Consider the following 22322-nt stretch of genomic DNA (forward strand, 5'->3'; position numbering starts at 1 on the left):
GCGGATCGGCCAATCGTTAAGCCACGCTAAACAGGCATAGGAAACAAACGGTTAATTTTGCGCCTCGGCGGGCAGAGTTTTTCGCCTTGTTCACGGCACTTCAGCGCCACCGGGACGGGCGCCAGAACGCCGCGTTAAACTTTCCAGCCTATGTATCGCCCCCGACATGACCCAGGCCAGCGACATGCCGCAAAGGCGGAGCTTCGCGCGGATCGGCCACTTCGTGGCCACCCGCCGGCAACTGGTGTCCGATTATTTCTCGGCGATCAGCGGCGCCGGCGGCCGGCTGGTGTTTTCGCTCGCCTATTTCGTGGCTTTGGCCAACACGCTTTCGATCGCCGAGTTCGGCATGTTCGCGACCGCGTCGGCCGCCGGCATCATGCTGTCGCGCATCCTGGCCTTCGGCTTCATCTCGGCGCTCTACCGCACCGCCACCATCCGCCCCAACCTGATCGGCACCTTCACCGCCGGTTTCCTGCTTCTCGGCGTCTTGTCGCTGCCGTTCCTCGCCGCCGCGTCCTACGGCGTCTATCTGATCTTCTTTTCCGGCACAGTGCCGCTGTCGGCTTTCGCCGCGGTCGTCTTCGCGGAGGCGCTTCTGTGGCGACCGGTCGAAGTGGCGCTGATCGTCAACAACGGGCTCGGTAAGTTCGGGCGGGCGGCCGTGCTCGCCATCCTGGCGACGGCGCTCAGGGCAGTCGGCGCGATCCTGTTCATGCTTGGCGCGCAGCACAGCATCGGCGCCTGGTCGTTATACTACATCGGCGCCAATGCCGCCTCGCTTATCGTCGCCTTCGTCTTCTTCTATCCGCGCCAGCGGCTGAGGCTGCGCGCCGAGCTTTATTTCAGGCGGCTCGCCGATTCCATCTATGTCGCCGGATCCGAAGTGCTGTTCTACCTGCAGATGGAGTTCGACAAGCTCCTGGTGCTGTCGATCGGCGGACCGCATCTGGCCGGCATCTACGCCATCATCATGCGGCTGGTCGACCTCACCGCAATCCCGATCCGCACCTTCTCGATGATGCTGGTGCAGCGCATGATGCGTGCGCCGGAGCTTCTGTCGCGGCTGGCGGTCAAGAGCGGCATCGAAGGCGGCGTGTTCCTGGTCTCGACGCTGGCGCTGGTGTCGCTCGGCATCGTGCTGCATTTCTTCCCGAACGCGCTCGGCAAGAATGTCGCCGAGGCAGCGCCGCTGGTCGCGCTGGCGGTTTGCGTGCCCGGCCTGCGCAACCTCGTCGAATACCAGGCCGAGCTGCTCTTCGCGCGCGGCCAGACGGCAGTGCGGGCGATCAATCTCGGCCTGCTCGCCGGCCTGAAGGCGGTTTTGCTGACCTATGTGCTGACGACGATCCCCGACACGCCCAACCTGGTGCTGTCGCTCAACATCGTCTTCCTGCTGCTCTATCTCGCCTCGATGCTGCTGACCTATTCGGCGATGCGCCGGCCGGCGAAAGCGATCTGATTCAGGTGAGGCCGGCCTGCAAACAGCGGCTCCCTGCGCTTCCGGTGCTCACGTACTTTAGTACGCTCCGCTCCGGTTCTCGGAAGCCACTGTTTTCGACTCGGCCTGACCTGAATCCCGCGCAGGCTAATCGAGGCCGATCAGGCGGCGGATGCGGCCGATATCGGTGCCGATGAAGGACTGCATGCCGATCGCCACCTGTTCCGGCGCCATGGTGTCGACGAAGCGGCGGAATTCCTCATCCGACAGCGGCTCGCCGTTCCAATGGACGCGGCAGAATTCCTCCGAACCATGGAAATGGCCGGCGCCTTCAAGCACGTCGTCGACATAACGGCCATAGATCATGCATTCAGAGAACTGGCGCGCCGAACCGACGACGCCGACCCAGTCGCGGCCATGCACCTTCTCGACGCGCTCTAACATCGCATTGACCGTCTCGCGGCGCCAGGCGATCAGGGTCGAGATGTAGTCGTGGCTCGATTGATTGGCAGAATCGATGCCGAGCGCGGCGCCGGCATTGCGCGACCAGATGCGATGCTCGTCATGTCCATCGTTCGACAGCACGCCGTCGCGCCGGAACAGCCGCGCGTTGCCGTCGCGCCAGAAGGCGTTCGCGTCGAAGGGTTTCAGGAAGGCGACGTCGGAATCGCAGAAGACCAGCACGTCTTCCTTTGCCTGTCTGGCAATGGCGATACGGCGCAGCTGCTGCACATGCCACCCGCGCAGCGGCTGCGTTTTCAGGCTCAGCCAGACGCGGCGGCGAAAACCGCTCAGCGGATCGTCGAACACGCGCAGCCAGCGCGGCAACAGGTCCCGCTCGTCGATGACGCTGCGACGGCTGCCTTCCAGCTGGCGAAACAGCGCGACGTCGCGATGCTCGGTGAGGATGTAATGATGCGCCATGCCGGTGACATGGCGGTCGATGGTTTCGCACAGAAGCCGGCAGCGCTCGAAATCGGGAGCGTAGCTTGCCGTGACGATCGCAGCCAGGGGCATACGCGGCAGCGGTCCGATGGCGGTGGAGGTGCCCGGCACGAAGCGGCTGTTCACCGACGCGCCTCCGCTGGCCGCGGCCCGAGCGACAGCTTCTGCCTGACGACGCGCCACAGGAAGACCGGATTGCCGACGATGTAGCGACGCCACAGACGGCCGGGCTCGATCCCCAGGCGGAACAGCCATTCAAGCCGCAGCCGGCGCAGCCATAGCGGCGCGCGCGGCACAGAGCCGCTCATGAAATCGAGCAGCGCGCCGACCGCGACCGGCAGCGTGCAATGGCGGCTGTCGATGTGGCGTTCGATCCACAATTCCTGGCGCGGAACGCCCATCGCGACGAGGAGCACGTCGGGCCGCAACCTGGCGATGCGCTCGAGGACCGCCGGCTCCTCGGCGGCGGAGAAGAAGCCGTCATGGATGACGACGAAATTGTGCTGCACGGCGAGCGTCGAAAGCTTCGCACACGCGGCTTCGGCATTGGCCCGCGTCGTGCCGAGCAGCGCCACCGTCAGCGGGTGCGACGAGGCCTGCAGGAAGGCCGGAATGAAATCGGTGCCGTTGAGGTTGCTGGGGAAAGGCGCGCCGTAAAGCAGCTTTGCCGCCATGTCGACGCCGACGCCGTCGGGGAGGATGAGGAAGTTTTCCAGCGCCTCGGCAAAGACCGGATCGGTGCAGGCAAGGTTGGCATTGTGGGCGTTGAGGAAGCTCACCTTGGTGAAGCGACGCTCGTCGATCAGCCTGGTGAGCAAGGCGATGGCCTCGTCCCAGCGTATGGCAAGCACGGGAATGCCCAAAATGGTCTTGAGCGTGTCGAAGCCGAAGGCCGCGCGCGCGGTGTGCATGTTCATGCGGCGACCTCCTGCCTGACGGCGCCGAGCTTCTCCAGGCCAAGCCCGATCGCGGCATCGAGCGCCTTGAGCTGGCGGCGATGGAAGGCGCTGCCGTCGACGTCGCCGACATTGGCCGCGGCCGCCTGAAGAGCAGCGGCGAAGGCAATCGGATCGTCAGTCACCACGCAATTGTCGGGACGATAGCCGATGCCGCGCAGCGAGCGGCTGGTGGCGACGGACGGCAGGCCGAGCTCGAAGGTCTCGATGGTCTTCAACTGCACCCCGCTGCCTGCGGTGCTGATCAAGGGAATGACGGCGGCGCCACGCACGAAGGCCTGCGCGTCAGGAACCCTGCCGGCGAAGGAAACACCGGGATGCGGCGAGCTGACGCCGGAAGGCATGTGGCCTGCGATCCTGACGCGGAAATCCGGCTTCAGATGCGGCACGACCTTGCTCAGGAACCAATCGAGCCCGATGCGGTTCGGCTGCCAGGTCCAGGTGCCGATCAACGCGGCGTCGCAATCGATGTGGCGCTTCGCCTTGCTTGCGGGCGCTTGCGCGCGGGTCACCAGCGGCAGGACAGCCGAGCGTCCGCCGGAGGCGACGCCAAGTGCGGCGCGGTCCTCCTCGGCCAGCGTGAAGACAAAGCGCGCGGCACCGCAGAGCCGCTCTTCCATGACCTTGAGGAGCCTGGCCTCGCGGCGGAACATCCAGCGCTGCAGCGCGCTGCCGGCCGCGACGGCGTTCTCCGCTGCCGAGCGATGCTCGACATTGTGCGCGACAAAGACGAATGGACGGTCGGCGAGAACCTTCTCAAAGGCACCAGCGAATTGCACCGAATTCAGGACATAGCCATCGAAGGGACCGGCGCGCTCGATGGCGGCGCGCAACTCGGCGTCGGGAACAACACGCAGCTTGACCGAGGAGAAGGTAAGGCCCGAGAGAACCGCCTTGCCCAGCCAGGCAAGCTTGCGCAGCGGCGAAGCGCTTTCGGTGCGGACCTCGACGGCGTCGAGCACGATGGTGTTTTGCGGATCGGACGGGGCCTTTCCCGGCCAGATGAAGCCTATCACCGTCACGCGCACGCCGGCCCGCCGCAGCGCGTCGATGATCGCGGCGTTGGCAATCTCGTAGCCCGAGGCGAGAGCGCCATCAGGCACGATCGATGTGGCGAACAGCAGATGCATTTCACCTATCCTTGGCTGCAGCCGGTAGCAAAACGCGGTGAAGCCTTGATTAAATGGCACTGTCAAAGGCCGAAGACCCGACTTTTCCGACAGGCGGGCGACAAGGTGATTAACGAAGCGTTATCACCGCGATGCTATCGAGGGCGCGGAACCCACGCTGCTGGAAACGGATGATCCCTTTGCCGTCCGACGCTTCTGTATCGATCGCGGGGCGGTCGCCGGGGCTTGCCGCCGAGACCGTCGAGGCGGTCGTGACGCTGCCGACCTTCAAGCGGCCGAAGCAGGTGCAGGAAACCCTGGCTTCGCTCAAGGCGCAGCGGACCGACAGGCGCTTTGCCGTCATCGTCATGGAAAACGAGGCCGAGGCGCGCGAGGGCGCGGGCGCGGTGCTGCCGCTGTTCGAAAGCGGCGAGATGCCAGGCATCGTGATTATCGCGCATGAGCGTGGCAATTGCAGCGCCTACAATGCCGGCTGGCAGACGGCGATCCTGCAGTTTCCCAACTTCAAGCACCTTTTGGTCATCGACGATGACGAGATCGCCGAGCCAGACTGGCTGGAGCGCATGTGCAACGCCGCCGAAAGCCTTGGCGCCGACATCGTCGGCGGCCCGCAAGTGCCGGTTTTTGCCGATCCGAGCCACGCCAGATGGGCCGGGCATCCGGTCTTTGCACCACCCTATCGTGAAACGGGCCGCGTGCCGGCGCTTTATTCGTCCGGCAACCTGGTGGTGGGGCGCAACGTGCTTCAGGCGATGGGACCGCCCTTTCTTGATCTGCGGTTCAATTTCATGGGCGGCGGCGACTCCGACTTTCTCAGCCGTTCCGCGCAGAAAGGCTTCGTGCTCGGCTGGTGCGCCGAGGCAAAGGTCAACGAGACCGTTCCGGCCCGGCGCGTCGAGGCCGACTGGATCCGCGCCCGCAGCCTGCGCAATGGCGTGATCTCTACGCTGGTCGAAAAGAAGAAGCGGGCCGGCACGCCGCTTGCCGGCCTTAAAGTTCTCCTGAAGAGCCTGGCGCTGCTTGCGGCCTCGCCGTTGCGCGGCGCCGTCCGGCTGGCGCGCACCGGCTCGCTGACGAGCGGCCTCTATCCGGTCTATGTCGCGCTCGGCCGGGTGCTTGCCGAATTCGGATATGCCAATGAGCAATACCGACAGCCTGAGAAGAATTGAGCGCGCCCCGCTCAGCGCCGCCTTCACCAGGGAAGGTCTGGCGACGGCTATCGCCGCGCTCTTGTTCACCGTCATCATCGTCTCGTTCCGGCCCTTCCAGCCGGCAGGCGCGGAGCTGACCGGCGACGGCGGCGACATCGTCAACCAGCTTGGCTTCGGCTCGCTCGGCGCGGTCTCCATCTTCTCGCTGCTCGCCTTCGCCGATCCGCGCGTGGTGCGCTCGCTGGTGAGCCCGTCCTGGGCGCTGATGCTGGGCTTCTTCTTCCTGTCGGTGGTGCTCGCCACCGATCCGCCCGCGGCGATGCGCGCCGCCTCCTTCACCATGATCGGCATCATCACAATGGCGACGATCCTGGTGCTGCCGCGCGACGCCGACTCCTTCGCCAGGGTGGTGATCTTCACCGCCGTCGTGGTGATCGGCCTTTCCTATACCGGACTGATCGTCTTCCCGCACGAGGCGCTGCATACCGCCGACTCGCAGGAGCCCGAGCATGCCGGCCTGTGGCGCGGCGTCTTCACGCACAAGAACATCGCCGGTCCGGTGATGGCCTGTTTCAGCTTCGCCGGGCTCTATCTGTTCCGGCGTGGCCAGCGCTGGTGGGGCGCCGGCATCTTCTGCGCGGCGATGATCTTCATGCTGCACACCGGCTCCAAGACGACCGCCGGGCTGATCCCGTTCTCGATCATGATCGTGGTGCTGCCCAGCCTCATCGGCATGCGGTTGGGCACGCCGATCCTGTTCGCGCTGGCGATCGTGGCCACGGCCGTCGGCACGCTCGGCATCGTCTTCATCCCGCCGGTGAAGCATCTGGCGGCGATCTATTTCCCGAACCTGACCTATACGGGACGCACGACGCTTTGGGAGTTCGCCGGCGAGATGCTGGCGAAGAAGCCCTGGACCGGCTACGGCTATGAAAGCTTCTGGGGCACGCCGCTGCTGCTCAACCAGGACCAGCCCTTCGACCGGCCCTGGGACATCCGCACCATCGTGCATGGCCATGACGGCTATCTCGACATCGCCGTGCTGATGGGCATCCCGGCGCTGTGCGTCGCCGTCTACACCTTCCTGATCGCCCCTTTGCGCGACTACATGCGCATCCCGGCGCGCAAGGAAAACATCTTCCTCGGTGATTTCTTCATGATGGTGGTGCTGTTCACGGCACTGAACGGTTTTCTGGAAAGCTTCTTCTTTCACCGCGGCGATCCCGTCTGGTTGTTCTTCGTGCTGGGCGTGCTTGGCCTGAGACAAGTCTCGCTGCGGCCAATCCCGGTTCGCCTTTCAAACTGATTGGTTAGGCAATTCCGGACGGAAACCGCTGGACACTTTTCCTGGAATTGTTTCGACCTGGCCGGTCGATCTCCTGCCGACTGGCCTTTTCCGTTGCGGCGCAACCGTCTAAGGAGGGCCTTCTTGCGGAGGTTTTCATGACGATCAGGCTGATTCTCGCCGGCTGCGGCAATATGGGTTACGCCATGCTCTCGGGCTGGCTGAAATCCGCGAAGCTCGAGCCGCGAGCGGTGTTCGTGGTCGAGCCCAACGCGGAACTGCGCCGGCGCGCCGAACATCTCGGCTGCCACGCCGCAGCCGAAGCTGCAGCTATCCCGGCCGACGCTGTGCCCAATCTTGTCGTCATCGCTGTAAAGCCGCAGGTTATCCGCGAGGTGACGGCGCACTACAAGCGCTTCGGCGACGGCAGGACCAGCTTTCTCTCCATCGCCGCCGGCACGCCGGTCGCCACCTTCGAGGAAATTCTGGGCGAGCTCGCACCGGTGATCCGCTGCATGCCGAACACCCCGGCGGCGATCGGCAAGGGCATGATGGTGGTGTTTTCCAACCCGCTGGTCTCCGACGACGTCCGCCGCTTCGTTGCCGAACTGCTTTCGACAAGCGGCGTCGTGACGACGATCGACGACGAAGGCCTAATGGACGCCGTGACCGCCGTCTCCGGCTCCGGCCCCGCCTATATCTTCCACTTCATCGAGGCGCTGACGATAGCCGCCGAGAAGGCCGGCCTGCCCGCCGCAACCGCCAAGCTGCTTGCCATGCAGACCGTCTTCGGCGCCGCCTCGCTTGCCGCCGAAGCAGACGAGGAGCCGAGCGTGCTGCGCCAGCAGGTGACCAGCCCCAACGGCACGACCGCCGCCGCGCTTGCCGTGCTGATGGGCGGCGACCGCCTGACCAAGCTCGTCACCGAAGCCGTGGAAGCCGCCCGCCTGAGGTCGATAGAGCTGGGCAAGTAGCACCCTAACCCGATCCGGAAAACAGCCTGGCATGCGCCAAGCCGGCCAGGTCGAATCGACGATTGCTTTACCGGCCAACCGGTTTCCCCAAACAATCGGTGGGTTTCCCTTTGGCCCAAGGATTGCCGATTGACTTTAGCATAGGCCACCCAGATAAAACTTTCGTTCGCTGATAGAAGCAAATGTTCATTCGCTCGACTGAACATGCCGGCCTCGTCGGCGAGTGGGGAGTGCCTGGGCCGGGAGGGCCGAGGCGTCATTGAGTTGCGGGCATCATTCATGCTTCGAGCCGAAGCCGATGCCCCTGGGGAGGTAGAATGGACACCATACTTGCAGGCTTAAAGGGAGCCATCGACACGCTCGGCGCGACAGTGCTCTTGCCGATCGTCATTTTCATCATCGCCGTGGTCCTTGGAGCCAAGGTCAGCAAGGCCTTCCGCGCCGCCATCACGATCGGCGTCGCGTTCATCGGCATCAACCTCGTGCTCGGCCTGATGTTCACCTCGATCGGCGACGTCGCCAAGGCGATCGTCACCAACACCGGCATCCATCGAGACATCATCGATGTCGGCTGGCCGTCCGCCGCCGCTATCGCTTTCGGCTCGTCGGTCGGCCTCTGGGTGATTCCGGTCGGCATCCTGGTCAACATCGTGCTTCTGCTCACGCGCATGACACGCACGCTCAATGTCGACGTCTGGAATTTCTGGCATTTCGCCTTCGTCGGCTCGCTGGTCGTCGCCGCCACCAACAATCTGGCGTACGGCATCATCATTGCGGCGCTTGTCGCGGCGCTTGCGCTGCTCTTCGCCGACTGGTCGGCGCGTGCGGTGCAGCAGTTCTACGGCGTGCCCGGCATTTCCGTGCCGCATCTCGCCTCGGCGCAGATCCTGCCGATCGCCATCGTCCTCAATTGGATCATGGACCGTATCCCCGGGATCAACCGCATCAACATCAGCACCGAGACCATCGAGCGCCGCTTCGGCGTCTTCGGCGAGCCGGTGATACTCGGGCTCATCATCGGCCTGGTGCTCGGCCTGATCGCCTTCTACAACGCCGGCGATCTCGGCACCGTGCTGGCCAAGGTGCTCGGCACCGGCATGACGCTGGCGGCGGTGATGCTGCTTCTGCCGCGCATGGTGAAGATCCTGATGGAAGGCCTGCTCCCGGTTTCGGACGCCGCGCAGGAATTCGTGCGCAAGCGCACCGGCGACCGCGAGCTGCTGGTGGGGCTCGACTCCGCCATTCTGATCGGCCATCCGGCGGCGATCTCGTCGTCGCTGATCCTGGTGCCGATCGCGATCATCCTGTCGATCATCCTGCCCGGCAACCGCGTCATCCTGTTCGCCGACCTAGCCGTCATTCCGTTCATCGTCGCGATGACCGCGCCGCTGGTCAGGGGCAACGTCTTTCGCATGGTCGTCATCGGCACGGTGACGCTGGCCGTCGGCTTCTACGTCGCCAACGCGCTGGCGCCGCTGTTCACAAGTGCTGCCGTCACCTCGGGCTTCAAGCTGCCTGCGGATGCACTGCAGATCACCTCCGTGGTCGACGGGTTCCTCTGGGTTCCTTATGTGATCATCGAAGCGATCCAGGGGCTCGGTATCATCGGTATCGCCGTCATCGCGGTGGTCATCGCGGCGCTGTTCCTGTTCTACCGCCGCAACCCGCTCGGCTGGGAACGCGCCGCCGGTGCCGAGGATGAACCGGCCGAAGGCACTGCCTGAGCCGGGTTAGATCGTGATGGCGTTTCGTTGAATCGCCGTCACGATCCAACTCTTTGTTGGAGCATGATCTCTCTTCGAAAACCGGTTCCCACTTTTCGGGATCATGCTCTAGCCTGAAACTGAAATGATCGTGCGCCCGAAGCCGATGCGGCGGGCGCACGGTTCGCATCGAATGGAGTAGCCCTTGTCGAATGGCCTGATCCAACTGCTGGACCCCGAGGCGGTCGTCCTCGGCTCCGACGCTTCGACCAATGAGGAGATCATCCGCATCCTGGCCTCCAGGCTGGAGGCGCTGGGCTATGTCAAGAGCAGCTACGCCGACGCCGTCGTGCGGCGCGAGATGACGATCCCGACAGGCCTGCCGCTGGAGCGCGCCGACAATGTCGCCGTTCCGCATACCGACCCCGAACATGTGCTGAAGCCGGGCGTCGCGATGGGCACGCTCAAGCGACCCGTCACCTTCGCCAATATGGAAGATCCCGACGAGAAGCTGCCGGTGGGCTTCGTGTTCCTGCTTGCCATCAATGACAAGGACAAGCAGATTGACACGCTGCAGACCGTCATGGCCACCATCCAGAATCCCGCGGCGCTGGATGGCTTGAGGACGGCCAGGACCTTCGATGACGTCCGCGCCATTCTCAGCTGACAAAAGGAAAGAACATGTCCAGACAGAAAACCATTCTTTTTGCCTGTGGGACGGGCGTCGCGACCTCGACGGCGGTCAATGTCGCGGTGACGGAGGCGATGAAGAAGCGCGGCCTGACCTTTCACGCGCAGCAGGCCAAGGCCACGGAAGTGCCCGGACTGGCCGACAGCGTCGACTTCATCGTCGCCACCACGCCCATCTCGGCATCCGTGACCAAGCCGGTGATCAAAGGGCTCGCCTTCCTCACCGGCATCGGCAAGGACAAGGCGCTGGACGAGATCGAGGCGGAGTTGCGCAAATAGCAGCGGCTCAGCCCGACAGGGCTGGCGAGCCGATCTTCGCTCCGTAGAGCATGTCGTCCTGCAGCCGGCGCAGGGCGTAGAGCCTCGTCGTCCGATCCGGCGCAGCATTGTCCTCGGTCAACAATGCACCCTTCCTGACCGACTTCAACACCTTGCCGCCTTCGAGCAGGCCGACCGGAACGGCGCGGTTGGCGCGGGCGTCGGTGACGGTCATGGTCCAGGAGCGGTAGCAGGTCTCGCCGATGGCATCAAAGGTCTCCCCGGCGGCAAGGTCGCGCTTGGCGACCGCGCAGACTTCCGCCACCGGCCTCGGCAGGGGCACCATGTCGGGCTTGCCGTAGAGCATGATGCGGGCGGCGGTGAGCGGCACCTCAAGCGAGGTCAGGTGATAGGGCCGGAACAAGCCGTAGTAGGGGCCGTGGCCAACATGGAGATCATCCAAGCGCTCGACGACGCGCGGGTGCATCGCCTCGACGATGACGAAGACGCCGGGCGCCACGCCCTTGCCGATCGTGTAGTCGACGACGCCCTTCCTCGACAGGAGGCCGCCATCCTCCCGCGGGATCAGCACCGTGGCTAGTTGATCGCGATCGGCCTTGGGGCCGTGCATGCCTGGAACATCCGGGACCAGGCCGGTGGCATTGGCGATGGCGCACATCTCGACCATGGTTTTCGAGCCATCGACGAACTCGACCAGCATGCGCGGGTTCATGTTTCGGCGCGCCGCCTCTTCGCGATAATCGTCCGGAACGGCGTCATGGTTGAGCGGATTGTTCTTGCCCTTGCCGGCCGCGACGATGCCTAGTCCAAGCGCCGAGGCGAACTCGATCAGTTCCATGCAGCTCGACGGCTCGTCGCCCGCGCCGACCGAATAGACGACACCCAACCGGTCGGCCTGCTGCTTCAGGTAGCAGCCGATGGTCACGTCCGCCTCGACATTCATCATCACCAGATGCTTGCCATGCTGCATGGCCATCAGGTCGAAATCGGCAGCAACGCCGGGTTTGCCGGTGGCGTCGATGACGACGTCGATCAGCGGGTTGGTGACCAGCATCTCGTTCGAGGTGACGGCGATCCTGCCGCTCTCGATCGCCCGGGTGACCCCGGAGCCGGTCTCGGTCTCGGCCGCCATCGCCTCGTCGCCATAAGCGATGCGGATCGCCTCGCGGGCGGTGTGCGGGCGCCGCGTGGAAATGGCCGCGATCGAAATGCCCGGCATCAGCATGCCCTGCGTCACCAGATCGGTCCCCATCTCGCCGGACCCGATGACGCCGATGCGCACCGGCCTGCCCTCGGCGGCGCGCCGGGCAAGATCGCGGGCAAGCCCAGTCAAGGCGACATTGGTCATGCAAGAAATCCACGGCTTTTTTGCTTCGGCCCGCAATACAGGGAACGATCCGCTTTTGCCAATCAAACCAGGCTGAAATGGCGATTTCTTGCGCATGCTTTGCAAGGCCGCAGCAGATTTTGCGGGAGCTTGTGCATGGCCGCCGCACGATTCGCCGTTTCTTTCAGGCCATTAACCATTGCAGCGCGCTTTGAACGGGAAAAACTCGACGGCCGCCCCCGGTTTCTGTGCCATTTTTGCTACAGGTTTGGCCCTAATGTCCGGAATCGCACTTTTAAGGGGTGTCTAATCCATTATATGCTCACAACCTCGAAAAATCTGATAGATACTGGCCGAAAGCTCCGGTGGCAGGCTTGGGCAAATAAGCGCCAATAAAAAAACAATGGCGCGGGGATAGTCACGGGGTAGAAATGACCAGGACGGGTAAGGTTACCGTCGGCTGGCGCGTTGCGCTTGCTGTCACGGTGTCAATGCTGGCTTGTGGTAGCGCCAGCGCACTCACACTCAAAGAAGCCGTTGCCGTCGCTGTGGAATCCAATCCGGAGATTGGACAGGCGATCGAGAACCGCGAAGCGATCGAATTCGAGCTGCGACAGGCCAAAGGCCTTTATCTTCCCAGCGTCGATCTGGAAGCATCGACCGGCGTTCGCCGCCTGGACAATGATACACGGCGCGCGCTCGACGAGGATCACAAAGCCCTCTATCCGAACGAGGCCGACCTCACCGTCTCGCAGACACTTTATGACAGCGGCGCAAGGCGGGCGGAACTGAACCGACAGGCCTCGCGGGTCGATGGGGCTTCCTTCAGGGTTCTGGAACGGTCCGAATTCATCGGGCTCGCAGTCGTCCAGGACTATCTGGAATACATGCTGCAGGCTTCGATCGTGGCCGAAGCCAAGAAGAACCTCGGCTTCCATCAGTCCATCCTCAGCGACATCAAGCAAGGCATCGCGGGCGGCGCGCTCAACGACGCCGACCGGCAGCAGGCCGAGGAACGCCTTTATGCCGCCAAGGCACGGATGCAGGAAGCGACCGAAGAACTCGAGGCGGCCAAGATCCGCTTCTTTAAGAATGTCGGCAAGCCACTGACCAACGCGTCGCGGCCGTCCGATGTTGCAGCCGCCCTGCCGCGATCGCTGGACGATGCGATCGGGCTCGCCAGGCAGAACAATCCACGCGTCCACATGGCCAACAGCGACATCGATGCCGCCGCTTCGCTGGTCGACGCGGCGCGGGCGAAGTACGGCCCGACGATCACCGCCGAAGGCGTCGCCCGGGGCGGGTATGACATCGATGGCGACAATGGCGACGCGAGCGACCTGCAGGCCCGGGTGGTGCTGCGCTGGAACCTTTATCGCGGCGGCATCGACAAGGCCAACGAGCAGGAACAGATCCGCCGCACCAGCGAGCAGCGCCTTGGGCTTCACCAGGTGCTGCGCGAGATCGAGGAAGCCGTGCGCACCTCGTGGGACCGCCGCTTCCGCCAGGCAGAACTCGCAAAGACGCTGCGGCAGCAGGCAGCCACCAATGAAAAGCTGGTCGCCTCCTATCGCGAGCAGTTCAAGGTCGGGCAGCGCTCGCTGCTCGATGTGCTCGATGCCCAAAACACACGCTTCAACACCGCGACACTGGCCGACACGTCGTCCTACGCGTCGCTGTTTGCAGAATACCGGCTGCTGGCCGCAACCGGGGAATTGCTGAAGACACTCAACATCCAGCCGGCAAAGCAGGCCGCGGCCTACGCCCGTGAGGAATTCGGTGTGCCGGCTACGGCCGATACCGAGACCTATGCGCGGACGCCGTCGGAGCAGAAGAACGATCTGCCGTTCGACATCCTCGCGCCGGTCAGGAAAAAGTAGCCGATGTAGCGTCGATCTTCGGTCCTTCGGGGCGGATCGTGAACCAGCAACCTAATATCCTATCGCCCAAGGAGGCTTTCAAAGCCTGCTTCTGCGCTGTCGCGGCCTATCTCGGCAGGCCGAGCGCGGAAACCGTGCTGTTCGCCGGCGTGCCGATTTCGGAGACACGCATCGAGCCCGACGAAATCCGCCACCTGGCCGAGCGCATCGGCCTGGAGGTCCAGGATTTCAGCCATCGCGATTTCCTGCGTGGCCGCTTCGATCTTCCGGCCATCATCTTCCGCGTCAGCCAATTGCCGGTCGCCCTCCTGGCGGAGATGGAAGGCGGGCAATATCTGACGGCGCCGCAGGAAAACGGCCGCACCACGATCGACAGGTCGGAACTCGCCGAAAGCTATATCAGCGGCGGCACATCCTTCTCGATCACCTATGCCAACCAGGCCGAGGAGATGACGGTCGGCACCGCCGCGCGGATCGAAAGGCGCCACTGGTTGACCGGCACCATGGGGTCGTTCTGGCGCACCTATTCGAAAGTGGTGCTGTCGGCGGTGTTCATCAACCTGCTGGCGATCGCCTCGCCGATCTTCACCATGAACGTCTACGACCGCATCCTGCCCAACAAGGCGATCTCGACGCTGTGGGTGCTGGCGCTCGGCATCGGCGCGGCGATCCTGTTCGACCTGCTTCTGAAGACGGCCAGGGCGTCGCTGATCGACTATGCCGGCCGCAAGGCGGACCTGCGTATCTCCTATCTGCTGTTCGAGAAAGTGCTGAATTCCTCGCTTTCGGCGCGGCCAGGGTCGACAGGCGAATATGCAAACCGCGTCACGCAATACGAGTTCGTGCGCGAGTTCTTCACCTCGAACACGATCAGCGTCTTCATCGATACGATCTTCGTCTTCGTCTTCCTGGCTGTCATCTACGCCATCGGCGGCTGGCTGGTGGTCATACCGGCGCTGGCCTTCGTCATCTCCGTCATCGTCGGGCTGATCACGCAGCGGCGGATCGGCAAGCGGGTTGCCGCCTCGATGAACGAGGCGTCGCAGCGCCAGGCCCTGCTGGTCGAATCCATTTCAACGCTGGAAACGATCAAGTCGCTGCGCGCCGAAGCCTATCTGCTGCGCAAATGGGGCGAGCATTCGAAGAACGCGGCCAACACGTCGGAAAAGATCAAGGAGCTCTCGGCGGCGGCGGGCAACATCACCGGCGCCATCCAGCAATTCGTGACGGTCGCCCTGGTGGTGGCCGGCGCCTATGCCTTCTCGGAAGGCCAGGTGTCGACCGGCGCCATCATCGGCACCGTGATGCTTGCCGGCCGCGCCGTGGCGCCGCTCGGCCAGATCGCCATCACGCTTGCCCGATTCCGGCAGGCCATGCTGTCGCTCAAGATCATCAACACGATCATGTCGCAGCCGGAGGACCGCCCCGATACGGTCGGTTTCGTCAACCGGCCGATCCGCAGCGGGGCGCTGGTCTTCAAGAATGTCGGCTTCGCCTATCCGGGCACGGAAAACGAGGTTCTGAGCGGGCTCAACATCGCGGTCAGGCCCGGCGAGCGGATCGGCATCATCGGCCGCATCGGTTCCGGCAAGACCACGATGGGGCGGCTGATCGGCCGGCTGTTCCTGCCGACGTCAGGGGAGTTGCTGCTCGACGGCATCGACATCCGGCAATACCATCCCTCGGAGGTCCGCGCCGCGGTCGGCATCGTCGCTCAGGCCGGCGACCTGTTTTCAGGAACCATCAAGGAGAACCTCTTGATGGCCGCGCCGGAAGCCACCGACGAGGAGATCATCGATGCGGCGAAAGCCGCCGGCGTCGACGACTTCGTCTCGCGGCATCCGCGCGGCTATGACATGAATGTCGGCGAGCGTGGCACCAATCTCTCGGGCGGGCAAAGGCAAGCAGTGGCAATCGCGCGGCTGCTTTTGACCAAGCCGAAGATCGTCTTCCTGGACGAGCCGTCAGGTTCGATGGATCTCGCTTCCGAACGGCAGTTGATCAAGCAGCTCAAGGTGGCGTTCGACCGCGGCACGACGCTGATCGTGTCGACCCATCGCTACAGCATGCTGGAACTTGCCGACCGCCTCATCGTCATCGACCAGGGCCGCGTCGTCGCCGACGGGCCGAAGGAACAAGTCATTCAGGCGCTGCAGAAGGCAAATGCCTGACCGGAACGTATGGACATGCTAGCAAGGGAAGACCGGCCACCACTTTTCGCCTCGGCGTCCGTCTACATCGTCGGAGCGCTGTTCGTGTGTTTCACGGCCTGGGCGTCGTTCGCCGAGGTCGACGAGATCGCGCGCGGCGACGGCAAGGTGATACCCGCTTCGAAGACGCAGATCATTCAGGCCAGCGAACCGGGCGTCGTGCAGGAGATCGCCGTCCAGATCGGCCAGATCGTCAAGAAGAACGACCTCATCATCCGTCTCGACAATTCGGGCAATACTTCGAGCCTTGGCGAAGAGAAGGCCAAGGCGCGAGCGCTGCAGGCGCGAATCGCCAGGCTGCAGTTCGAGCAGAGCGGCAGTGTCGAAGGGGCGTTTCCCTGCCCTGTGGAAATCCAGAAAGTCGCGCCGGAGATCTGCGACAACGAGCAAAAGCTGCTTGTCGCGCGCCGCGACAATTTCGAGGTCAAGCTGTCGGTTCTCAAATCGCGCCTCGACCAGCGCGAGAAGGAGCTGGACGAGGCCACCGCCAATGCCGACCGCCTGTCCAAGAGCCTTGCCGTCACCGACCAGGAAGCGGCGCTGGTCGAACCCATGGTCAAGAAAGGCCTGATGGCCAGGACCGAACAGATCCGCGTCGAGCGGGAGCAGACCGATCTTCACGGGCAGTTGACCCTGGCCGGCGAGACCATCAAGAAGACCAAGTCGGCTATCACCGAGGCGCAGCTTCAGGTGAACGAATTGGGCCTGCAATTGCAGCAGGAGGCGTTGAGCGACCTGACGCAGGCGCTCGCCGATCTTTCCGTGGTCGACGAAACCATCCGCGGCGCCACCGACAAGGTGGCGCGCACCGACATCCGCTCGCCGGTCGACGGCATCGTCAACACGCTCGACGTCAACACGCTCGGCGCCTTCGTGCAGCCAGGCGCGGTCGTGGCCGGCATCGTGCCGACCTCCGAGACGCTGCTGGTCGAGGCCCGGGTTTCGCCGCGCGACGTCGCCTTCATCCAGCCGAACCAGGAGGCGCTGATCAAGGTCACGGCCTATGATTTCTCGATCTTCGGCGGCATCGAGGGCAAGGTCTCCAACATCACCGCCGACAGCCTCGTCGACCAGAAGACGGGCGAGCCCTACTACCAGGTGCGGGTCGCCACCGACAAATCGACGCTTATAAGGAACGGCAAGACCTATTCGATCATCCCCGGCATGATCTGCTCGGTCGACATCAAGACCGGACGCAAGACGATCCTCAACTATCTTTTGAAGCCCATCAACAAGGCGCGTCAGGAGGCAATGAGTGAGCGATAGCGCCATCCATCCGGACACTTCGCGCGAACGGCTGCTGCCGGCGCTCGCGGCCGAGGATTTCGGCCCGGAATTCCGCGTCGTGGCGCGCGGCGGCGTGCGTCGCGGCATCCGGCTGGAGCGGGCCTTCTGGGTGTCGCTGAAGCAGATGGCCGAAAGCCGCAAATGCACGATCGGCATGCTGGTCGAGGAGATCGCCGAACACCATCCCGACCAGGGCAATCTCACCTCGGCGATCCGCGTCGCCTGCATGCGCGGCCTCGCCGAGGAAAGCATGGAATTGCGCAAGCTCGCTTCGATCCGCACGATCAATGCAATCCTGATCGCCTGCCCCTCGCCCGCCTTCGCGCTGTCTTCGTCGAAGAAGATCCTGGCCTTCAACACGCCGTTCCAGCAACTGGTCAGGCGTCAGTTGCCGAGCGCGCCGGGCGAGGATGGGCGCCAGGACCTGAAGCTGGCGCTCGACCTCAACGTTCCCGACATCTTCGCCCGCCTCGACGCCAATGGCGAAACGCCGGTCACCAGCGGCTTCGTGATCGGCGCGGGCGAGCGCCGCTATCGCGGCCAGCTCAGCGCCGTGCGCGCGCCTGTCACCGATCCGGAACTGCTGATGGCTTTCGTCTACAACGGCTAGAGCTACGCATTTTCCTGGAACGGCGGTTTTCAGTCCGGAATGCGTCAAGACAATAAGCGACCGTGTGTATTTCGGTGAGACGCTGAACCGCTCGAGTCTACGGCCTCAGGCTCGAAGCCGCCGATGGTTCCAGCGATCCTTCGCCCGGAGCGACCGTCGCGAAGCCGCCTGCGATGTCGGCGATCTGCGCGCCAGACTTCGACCCATGGATCCAGGCGCGATCCGTGCTGAAGGAATAGAGCGGAACATAGTCGGGCAGTTCGCTGTCGCGCAGGACGGCGTTGCCGAGGCTGTCGAGGATGAAGGCCCCGCTTCCCGTGCTTACCGACAGGACGGCGTGGAAGAACTTGCGGCGGCGATCCTGGAGCACCACGAGCGACATGCTCTGTGCCGGGATCCCGGCCCTGAGCAGCGCCGCCATCTTGAGTATGGCGAAATCCTCGCAATCGCCGGCGCGATGTTCGAGGATTTCCGAAGGCTTTGCCCAATAGTCGAGCTTGCCGTAGACGACGCTGTCCTTGCGATAGGCGATCAGGCGGTTGATGCTGCTGTTGACGAAAGCGAGCTTCTCGCGAAAGCCCTTGTCGGCGGCAATGTTGATGATCTCGGCGAAAGCCGGGCTCTCGCGATCGCAGACGCTGCCGGCGGTGCAATCGACGATGGACCTGTAGACGGGAGCCCAGCGCGCCGCGACCGGGAAGTTGCGCATCGACAAAGCGACGGAGCCGAAGACACCGGGGATGATCGCGGCGGTCTGGATCGGATCGATGCCGGGATCGGCCTTGGCGCTCGAGTGGGCTTCAACCGCGTAGGCCGCTGCCGGCGCGTAGCCTGCCGAAACCTCCGCGATCCGGTAAGCGGTGGCCGGCTGCCGAGGCCGCGGCCGGGCCAGCGAAACACCGCCAAGGCTCGCCGGCGCAAGCACCTTTTGCAGGACCGAATCTGGGCCCGGATCTGCGCTGGCGGACGATGGATTTGCCGAACCGGCAAGGCCGATCGCCAGCAAAAGAACCTTGATCCCCGTCGGGCCTGCTTTTTGTATTTTCATAACGCCCACCTTTGACTGTGGACGCTACCAATCTTGTCTCAAATTATCGGAAAGGAAGGTAGGTAAATTTCCGCGAATCACTCTATTCTGTTTTACGTCAAATTTTATTCAAAATTATACTTCCATTTACCAAGGCGGAGGCGCGCGGCGCGCTCAATCCCGCCTTCCTTAAGATCATGCATACCCAGATATATCATCGCGATTTACCAAGTGTAAAAAATGCGATTCTCTACATATTCGAATATATGAAATCGATTGAAGGTCTGTTGCAAAGTCCAGGCCCGACATGTCTCTTTCCGGGAAATGCCGGAGGGGCTTCAGCTATGACAACCAATATCGAATTCGACGCCGTTTCAAATTCCTGGGACGAGCACGCGAGCGCTGGTGAGAATCATATTTCCACGGGTGTCCAGGTCGCGCAGGCGACCACCGGCCAGGCTGCAAGCGAGCCGGTGCCGGTCGACGTCGGCAGCGGCGCGCCGGCGCAGGGCACGGCCGATGCGCCGGCCGCGAACCAGCCGGCGGTCGATGCCAAGGCCCCTGCTTCCGCCGCTCCCGCAACGGCGGCAAATGCAGCGGCAGGGAATGTCCCGCATGAATATCACGTCGAGGCCGGCAACGTCGTAAAGCTTCCGGCCAGCGTGTCGATCGACAACATCAAGGTCGACGGACATGATCTCGTCCTCACGCAGCCCGACGGATCCCAGATCGTCATCAAGGACGCCGCGTTGAATGTGCCGACCTTCATCCTCGGCGACGTCGAGGTGCCGCGCGTGGCCCTGATCGCCGCGCTCGAGGCAAGCCATGTCGATGTCGCCTTCGGCGCTGACGGCTCGATCTCGGCCGGCGGCAACGGCTCGCCGGGCAGCGCGGGCGGAAATTTCGAACATCCCGCAGGTGGGATCGGCGACGGCTTCGGCCTGACGTCGCTGCTGCCGCCGACGGACCTGGCGTTCGGCCAGCCTGACCATCGCGAGCTGTTTCCGGGCCTGCTGCCCGACTCGACGCCGACGATCCTCGACCTGACGCCGTCGACCAGCGGCGGCGACACCATCGTCGACGAAAAGGGCCTTGAGACCGCCGGAGCGACGGGGTCCGGCGAGGCGGCCACCAGCGGTGCGGTGGACAACGACCCGTCCGAACACAACACTGGCACCTTTACCATCACCTCGCCCGACGGCATCGGCTCGGTGGACATCAACGGTAAGGTGATTACCGGCGCCGAACTCGCCAACAGCGCGTCGACGCCGATCAACATCACGACGCCATTCGGCAACACGCTGACCATCAACGGCTATGACGCCGCCACCGGCCAGGTGAGCTACACCTACACGCTGGAGCATAGCGCGCAGCATCCGGACGGCGCCGGTACCAATTCCACCTTCGACAACTTTACGGTGACAGTCACCGACAGTGACGGTGACGTCTCGCTGCCCGGCACGCTCTCGGTCCAGATCGTCGACGATGTGCCGGTTGCGCACAATGCGGATGCCGGCACGCTGACCGAAGACGGCGCCACGACCGCCGTCGGGGGCAACGTCACAACCGACTACAACAACATGTTCGGCGCCGACGGCCCGGCAGCGGCGAGCCCGGTAACCTGGGGCGCGGCGACCGCCACGCTGGGCGGCAACACGGTCAACCTGGCCGACTACGGCACGCTGACGCAGAACGCCAACGGCACCTGGAGCTTCGTGCTGGACAACAGCAAGCCCGCGACGCAGGCGCTGGAGACCGGCAATACGATCAACGTCTCGCTCGGCTACACGCTGACCGATCACGACAGCGACGCCGACGCCAAGACCATCACCTTCGAGATCAATGGCGCCCACGACAGCTCGACCGTCGTGGTCACGCCGAGCGATGATGCCAATGCCAATGGCGCTTCCAACGTCGTGTACGAACACGGCCTGACCTCGGTTGCCGACACCAGCGAGACCGACACCGGCACGTTCAAGGTCACGGCCACCGACGGCATCAAGGACGTCACCATCGGCACCGAGACCCACACGCTGGCCGACTGGCTCGGCAAGACCATCAACACGGGCGAAGGCACGCTGACGGTCACCGGCGTGACGCCCTCGGGAGCGGGCACGGAGGCCACGTTCGCCTATAGCTACACGCTCAACGGCGCGCAGACCCATCCCGCCGGCAACGGCAACAACACGCTGCCCGACAGCGTTGCGGTTGCGGTCGACGGCATCGGCGGCACCCACGGCGACGGCACCATCAGCATCGTCATCGTCGACGACATGCCGGCCGCGCATAATGCGGATGCCGGCACGCTGACCGAAGACGGCGCCACGACCGCCGTCGGGGGCAACGTCACGACCGACTACAACAACACGTTCGGCGCCGATGGCCCGGCTGCGGCGAGCCCGGTAACCTGGGGCACGGCGACCGCCACGCTGAACGGCAACACGGTCAACCTGGCCGACTACGGCACGCTGACGCAGAACACCAACGGCACCTGGACCTTCGTGCTGGATAACAGCAAGCCCGCCACGCAGGCGCTGGCTGACGGCAACACGATCAGCGTATCGTTCGACTACACGCTGACTGACAAGGACAGCGACGCCGATACCAAGACTATCATCTTCGATATCCACGGCACCAACGATGTGCCGACGATCACCGGGGACACCACGGGTGCGGTCGTCGAAGCCGGCAATGCCGATCTCGGCACCGCCGTCGCCGGCACGACCACGACCGATCCGGGCGCGGTGACGACCGGCACGCCGACGGTAACCGGCACGCTGACCTCGCACGACCCCGACCAGGGCGCCACGGCCTCCTGGAGCGGCAATGCCGCCGGCACTTATGGCAGCTTCGCCGTCAACCCGGCCACGGGCGTGTGGACCTACACGCTGGACAACAGCAAGGCCGCCACCAATGCGCTGGCCGAAGGCGCCACCGCGACCGAGACCTTCACCGTGACGGTGACGGATGACCAGGGTGCTACCGCCACGCAGGTCGTGACCGTCACCATCACCGGCGCCAACGACAGCCCGGTCATCAGCTATGCGGTGGGCAACGCCGCCGGCAACGTGACGGAAGACGGCACGCTGACCGCGAGCGGCCAGCTGGCCTCGGCCGACCCCGACACGGGCCACACGGCCGCCTGGAGCGTCAGCCCCAACAGCCCGCAGGGCACGGGCACGACCTACGGCTCCTTCAGCGTCAACAGCAGCGGCCAGTGGACCTACACCCTCAACAACGGCAGCGCCGCCGTGCAGGCGCTGGCGGCAGGCCAGACCGTGACCGAGACCTACACGGTGCGCGTCACCGACGACAAGGGCGCCTGGGACGACCAGCAGGTCAGCGTCGTCATCCACGGCACCAACGATGTGCCGACGATCACCGGGGACACCACGGGTGCGGTCGTCGAAGCCGGCAATGCCGATCT

At 64.1% G+C, this 22322-nt stretch carries 17 protein-coding genes; 12 read left to right on the plus strand and 5 right to left on the minus strand.

Annotation, left to right across the window (positions count from 1 at the left end):
* The first annotated feature begins 166 nt into the window (after positions 1–166).
* Complete coding sequence (locus FJ957_RS18140) at positions 167–1462, plus strand: lipopolysaccharide biosynthesis protein (protein ID WP_140833640.1); 1296 nt, start codon at positions 167–169, stop codon at positions 1460–1462.
* Positions 1463–1588: 126 nt separating this feature from the next.
* Here FJ957_RS18140 and FJ957_RS18145 read toward each other — a convergent pair whose 3' ends face one another.
* Genes FJ957_RS18145 through FJ957_RS18155 form a run of 3 tightly spaced genes read right to left on the minus strand, consistent with a single transcriptional unit; the run spans position 1589 to position 4472 of the window.
* Positions 1589–2512 carry a DUF6492 family protein gene (locus FJ957_RS18145; RefSeq protein WP_140833642.1) on the minus strand — a complete coding sequence of 308 codons (924 nt, stop codon included), beginning with the start codon at positions 2510–2512 and terminating at the stop codon, positions 1589–1591.
* On the minus strand, positions 2509–3303 hold the full coding sequence (locus tag FJ957_RS18150) for a WecB/TagA/CpsF family glycosyltransferase (RefSeq protein WP_140833644.1): 795 nt from the start codon (positions 3301–3303) through the stop codon (positions 2509–2511). Before FJ957_RS18150 ends, FJ957_RS18145 begins: the two co-directional genes overlap by 4 nt.
* Positions 3300–4472 (minus strand): glycosyltransferase family 4 protein, encoded by a 1173-nt coding sequence (locus FJ957_RS18155; protein ID WP_140833646.1) that lies wholly within the window; start codon positions 4470–4472, stop codon positions 3300–3302. The genes FJ957_RS18150 and FJ957_RS18155 overlap by 4 nt, the downstream gene beginning before the upstream one ends.
* A 170-nt stretch (positions 4473–4642) precedes the next feature.
* Between FJ957_RS18155 and FJ957_RS18160 the strand changes: the two genes are divergently transcribed.
* The 6 genes from FJ957_RS18160 (at position 4643) to FJ957_RS18185 (ending at position 10554) form a co-directional block, all read left to right on the plus strand.
* On the plus strand, positions 4643–5641 hold the full coding sequence (locus tag FJ957_RS18160; RefSeq protein ID WP_140833648.1) for a glycosyltransferase: 999 nt from the start codon (positions 4643–4645) through the stop codon (positions 5639–5641).
* The gene (locus FJ957_RS18165; protein WP_140833651.1) at positions 5610–6929 is read left to right on the plus strand and encodes an O-antigen ligase; all 1320 of its coding nucleotides are present in this window, start codon (positions 5610–5612) and stop codon (positions 6927–6929) included. Before FJ957_RS18160 ends, FJ957_RS18165 begins: the two co-directional genes overlap by 32 nt.
* A 137-nt stretch (positions 6930–7066) precedes the next feature.
* Positions 7067–7882 (plus strand): pyrroline-5-carboxylate reductase, encoded by an 816-nt coding sequence (gene proC / locus FJ957_RS18170; RefSeq protein WP_140833654.1) that lies wholly within the window; start codon positions 7067–7069, stop codon positions 7880–7882.
* 317 nt (positions 7883–8199) lie between these two features.
* Positions 8200–9606 carry a PTS transporter subunit IIC gene (locus tag FJ957_RS18175; RefSeq protein ID WP_140833656.1) on the plus strand — a complete coding sequence of 469 codons (1407 nt, stop codon included), beginning with the start codon at positions 8200–8202 and terminating at the stop codon, positions 9604–9606.
* A gap of 184 nt (positions 9607–9790) precedes the next feature.
* Positions 9791–10252, plus strand: a complete 462-nt coding sequence (locus FJ957_RS18180) for a PTS sugar transporter subunit IIA (RefSeq protein ID WP_140647720.1) — start codon at positions 9791–9793, stop codon at positions 10250–10252.
* 14 nt (positions 10253–10266) lie between these two features.
* Positions 10267–10554, plus strand: coding sequence for a PTS sugar transporter subunit IIB (locus FJ957_RS18185; protein ID WP_140833658.1), 288 nt, complete (start codon positions 10267–10269; stop codon positions 10552–10554).
* Between the two features lie 7 nt (positions 10555–10561).
* On the opposite strand, the gene FJ957_RS18190 is transcribed toward FJ957_RS18185, so the two are convergent.
* The gene (locus FJ957_RS18190) at positions 10562–11902 is read right to left on the minus strand and encodes an NAD(P)H-dependent oxidoreductase (RefSeq protein WP_140833661.1); all 1341 of its coding nucleotides are present in this window, start codon (positions 11900–11902) and stop codon (positions 10562–10564) included.
* Between the two features lie 410 nt (positions 11903–12312).
* On the opposite strand from FJ957_RS18190, the gene FJ957_RS18195 reads away from it, so the two are divergent.
* From FJ957_RS18195 to FJ957_RS18210, 4 genes are read left to right on the plus strand one after another with little or no spacing between them, the layout of a single operon-like run.
* A complete protein-coding gene (locus FJ957_RS18195) occupies positions 12313–13761 on the plus strand; it encodes a TolC family protein (protein ID WP_140833663.1) in 1449 nt (482 codons plus the stop codon).
* Between the two features lie 38 nt (positions 13762–13799).
* Positions 13800–15932, plus strand: a complete 2133-nt coding sequence (locus tag FJ957_RS18200) for a type I secretion system permease/ATPase (RefSeq protein WP_140833666.1) — start codon at positions 13800–13802, stop codon at positions 15930–15932.
* Positions 15933–15947: 15 nt separating this feature from the next.
* A complete protein-coding gene (locus FJ957_RS18205) occupies positions 15948–17237 on the plus strand; it encodes an HlyD family type I secretion periplasmic adaptor subunit (RefSeq protein WP_140833668.1) in 1290 nt (429 codons plus the stop codon).
* The gene (locus tag FJ957_RS18210; protein ID WP_140655301.1) at positions 17227–17868 is read left to right on the plus strand and encodes a ribbon-helix-helix domain-containing protein; all 642 of its coding nucleotides are present in this window, start codon (positions 17227–17229) and stop codon (positions 17866–17868) included. The genes FJ957_RS18205 and FJ957_RS18210 overlap by 11 nt, the downstream gene beginning before the upstream one ends.
* A 97-nt stretch (positions 17869–17965) precedes the next feature.
* Here FJ957_RS18210 and FJ957_RS18215 read toward each other — a convergent pair whose 3' ends face one another.
* Entirely contained in the window at positions 17966–18916 is a 951-nt protein-coding gene (locus FJ957_RS18215) for a transglutaminase-like cysteine peptidase (protein ID WP_140833670.1), read from the minus strand.
* A 323-nt stretch (positions 18917–19239) separates the two neighbouring features.
* Between FJ957_RS18215 and FJ957_RS18220 the strand changes: the two genes are divergently transcribed.
* On the plus strand, positions 19240–22322 hold a 3083-nt coding region (locus FJ957_RS18220), incomplete at its 3' end, for a VCBS domain-containing protein (RefSeq protein ID WP_210243247.1).

Source organism: Mesorhizobium sp. B2-4-6 (genome assembly GCF_006442775.1).
GTDB lineage: Bacteria > Pseudomonadota > Alphaproteobacteria > Rhizobiales > Rhizobiaceae > Mesorhizobium.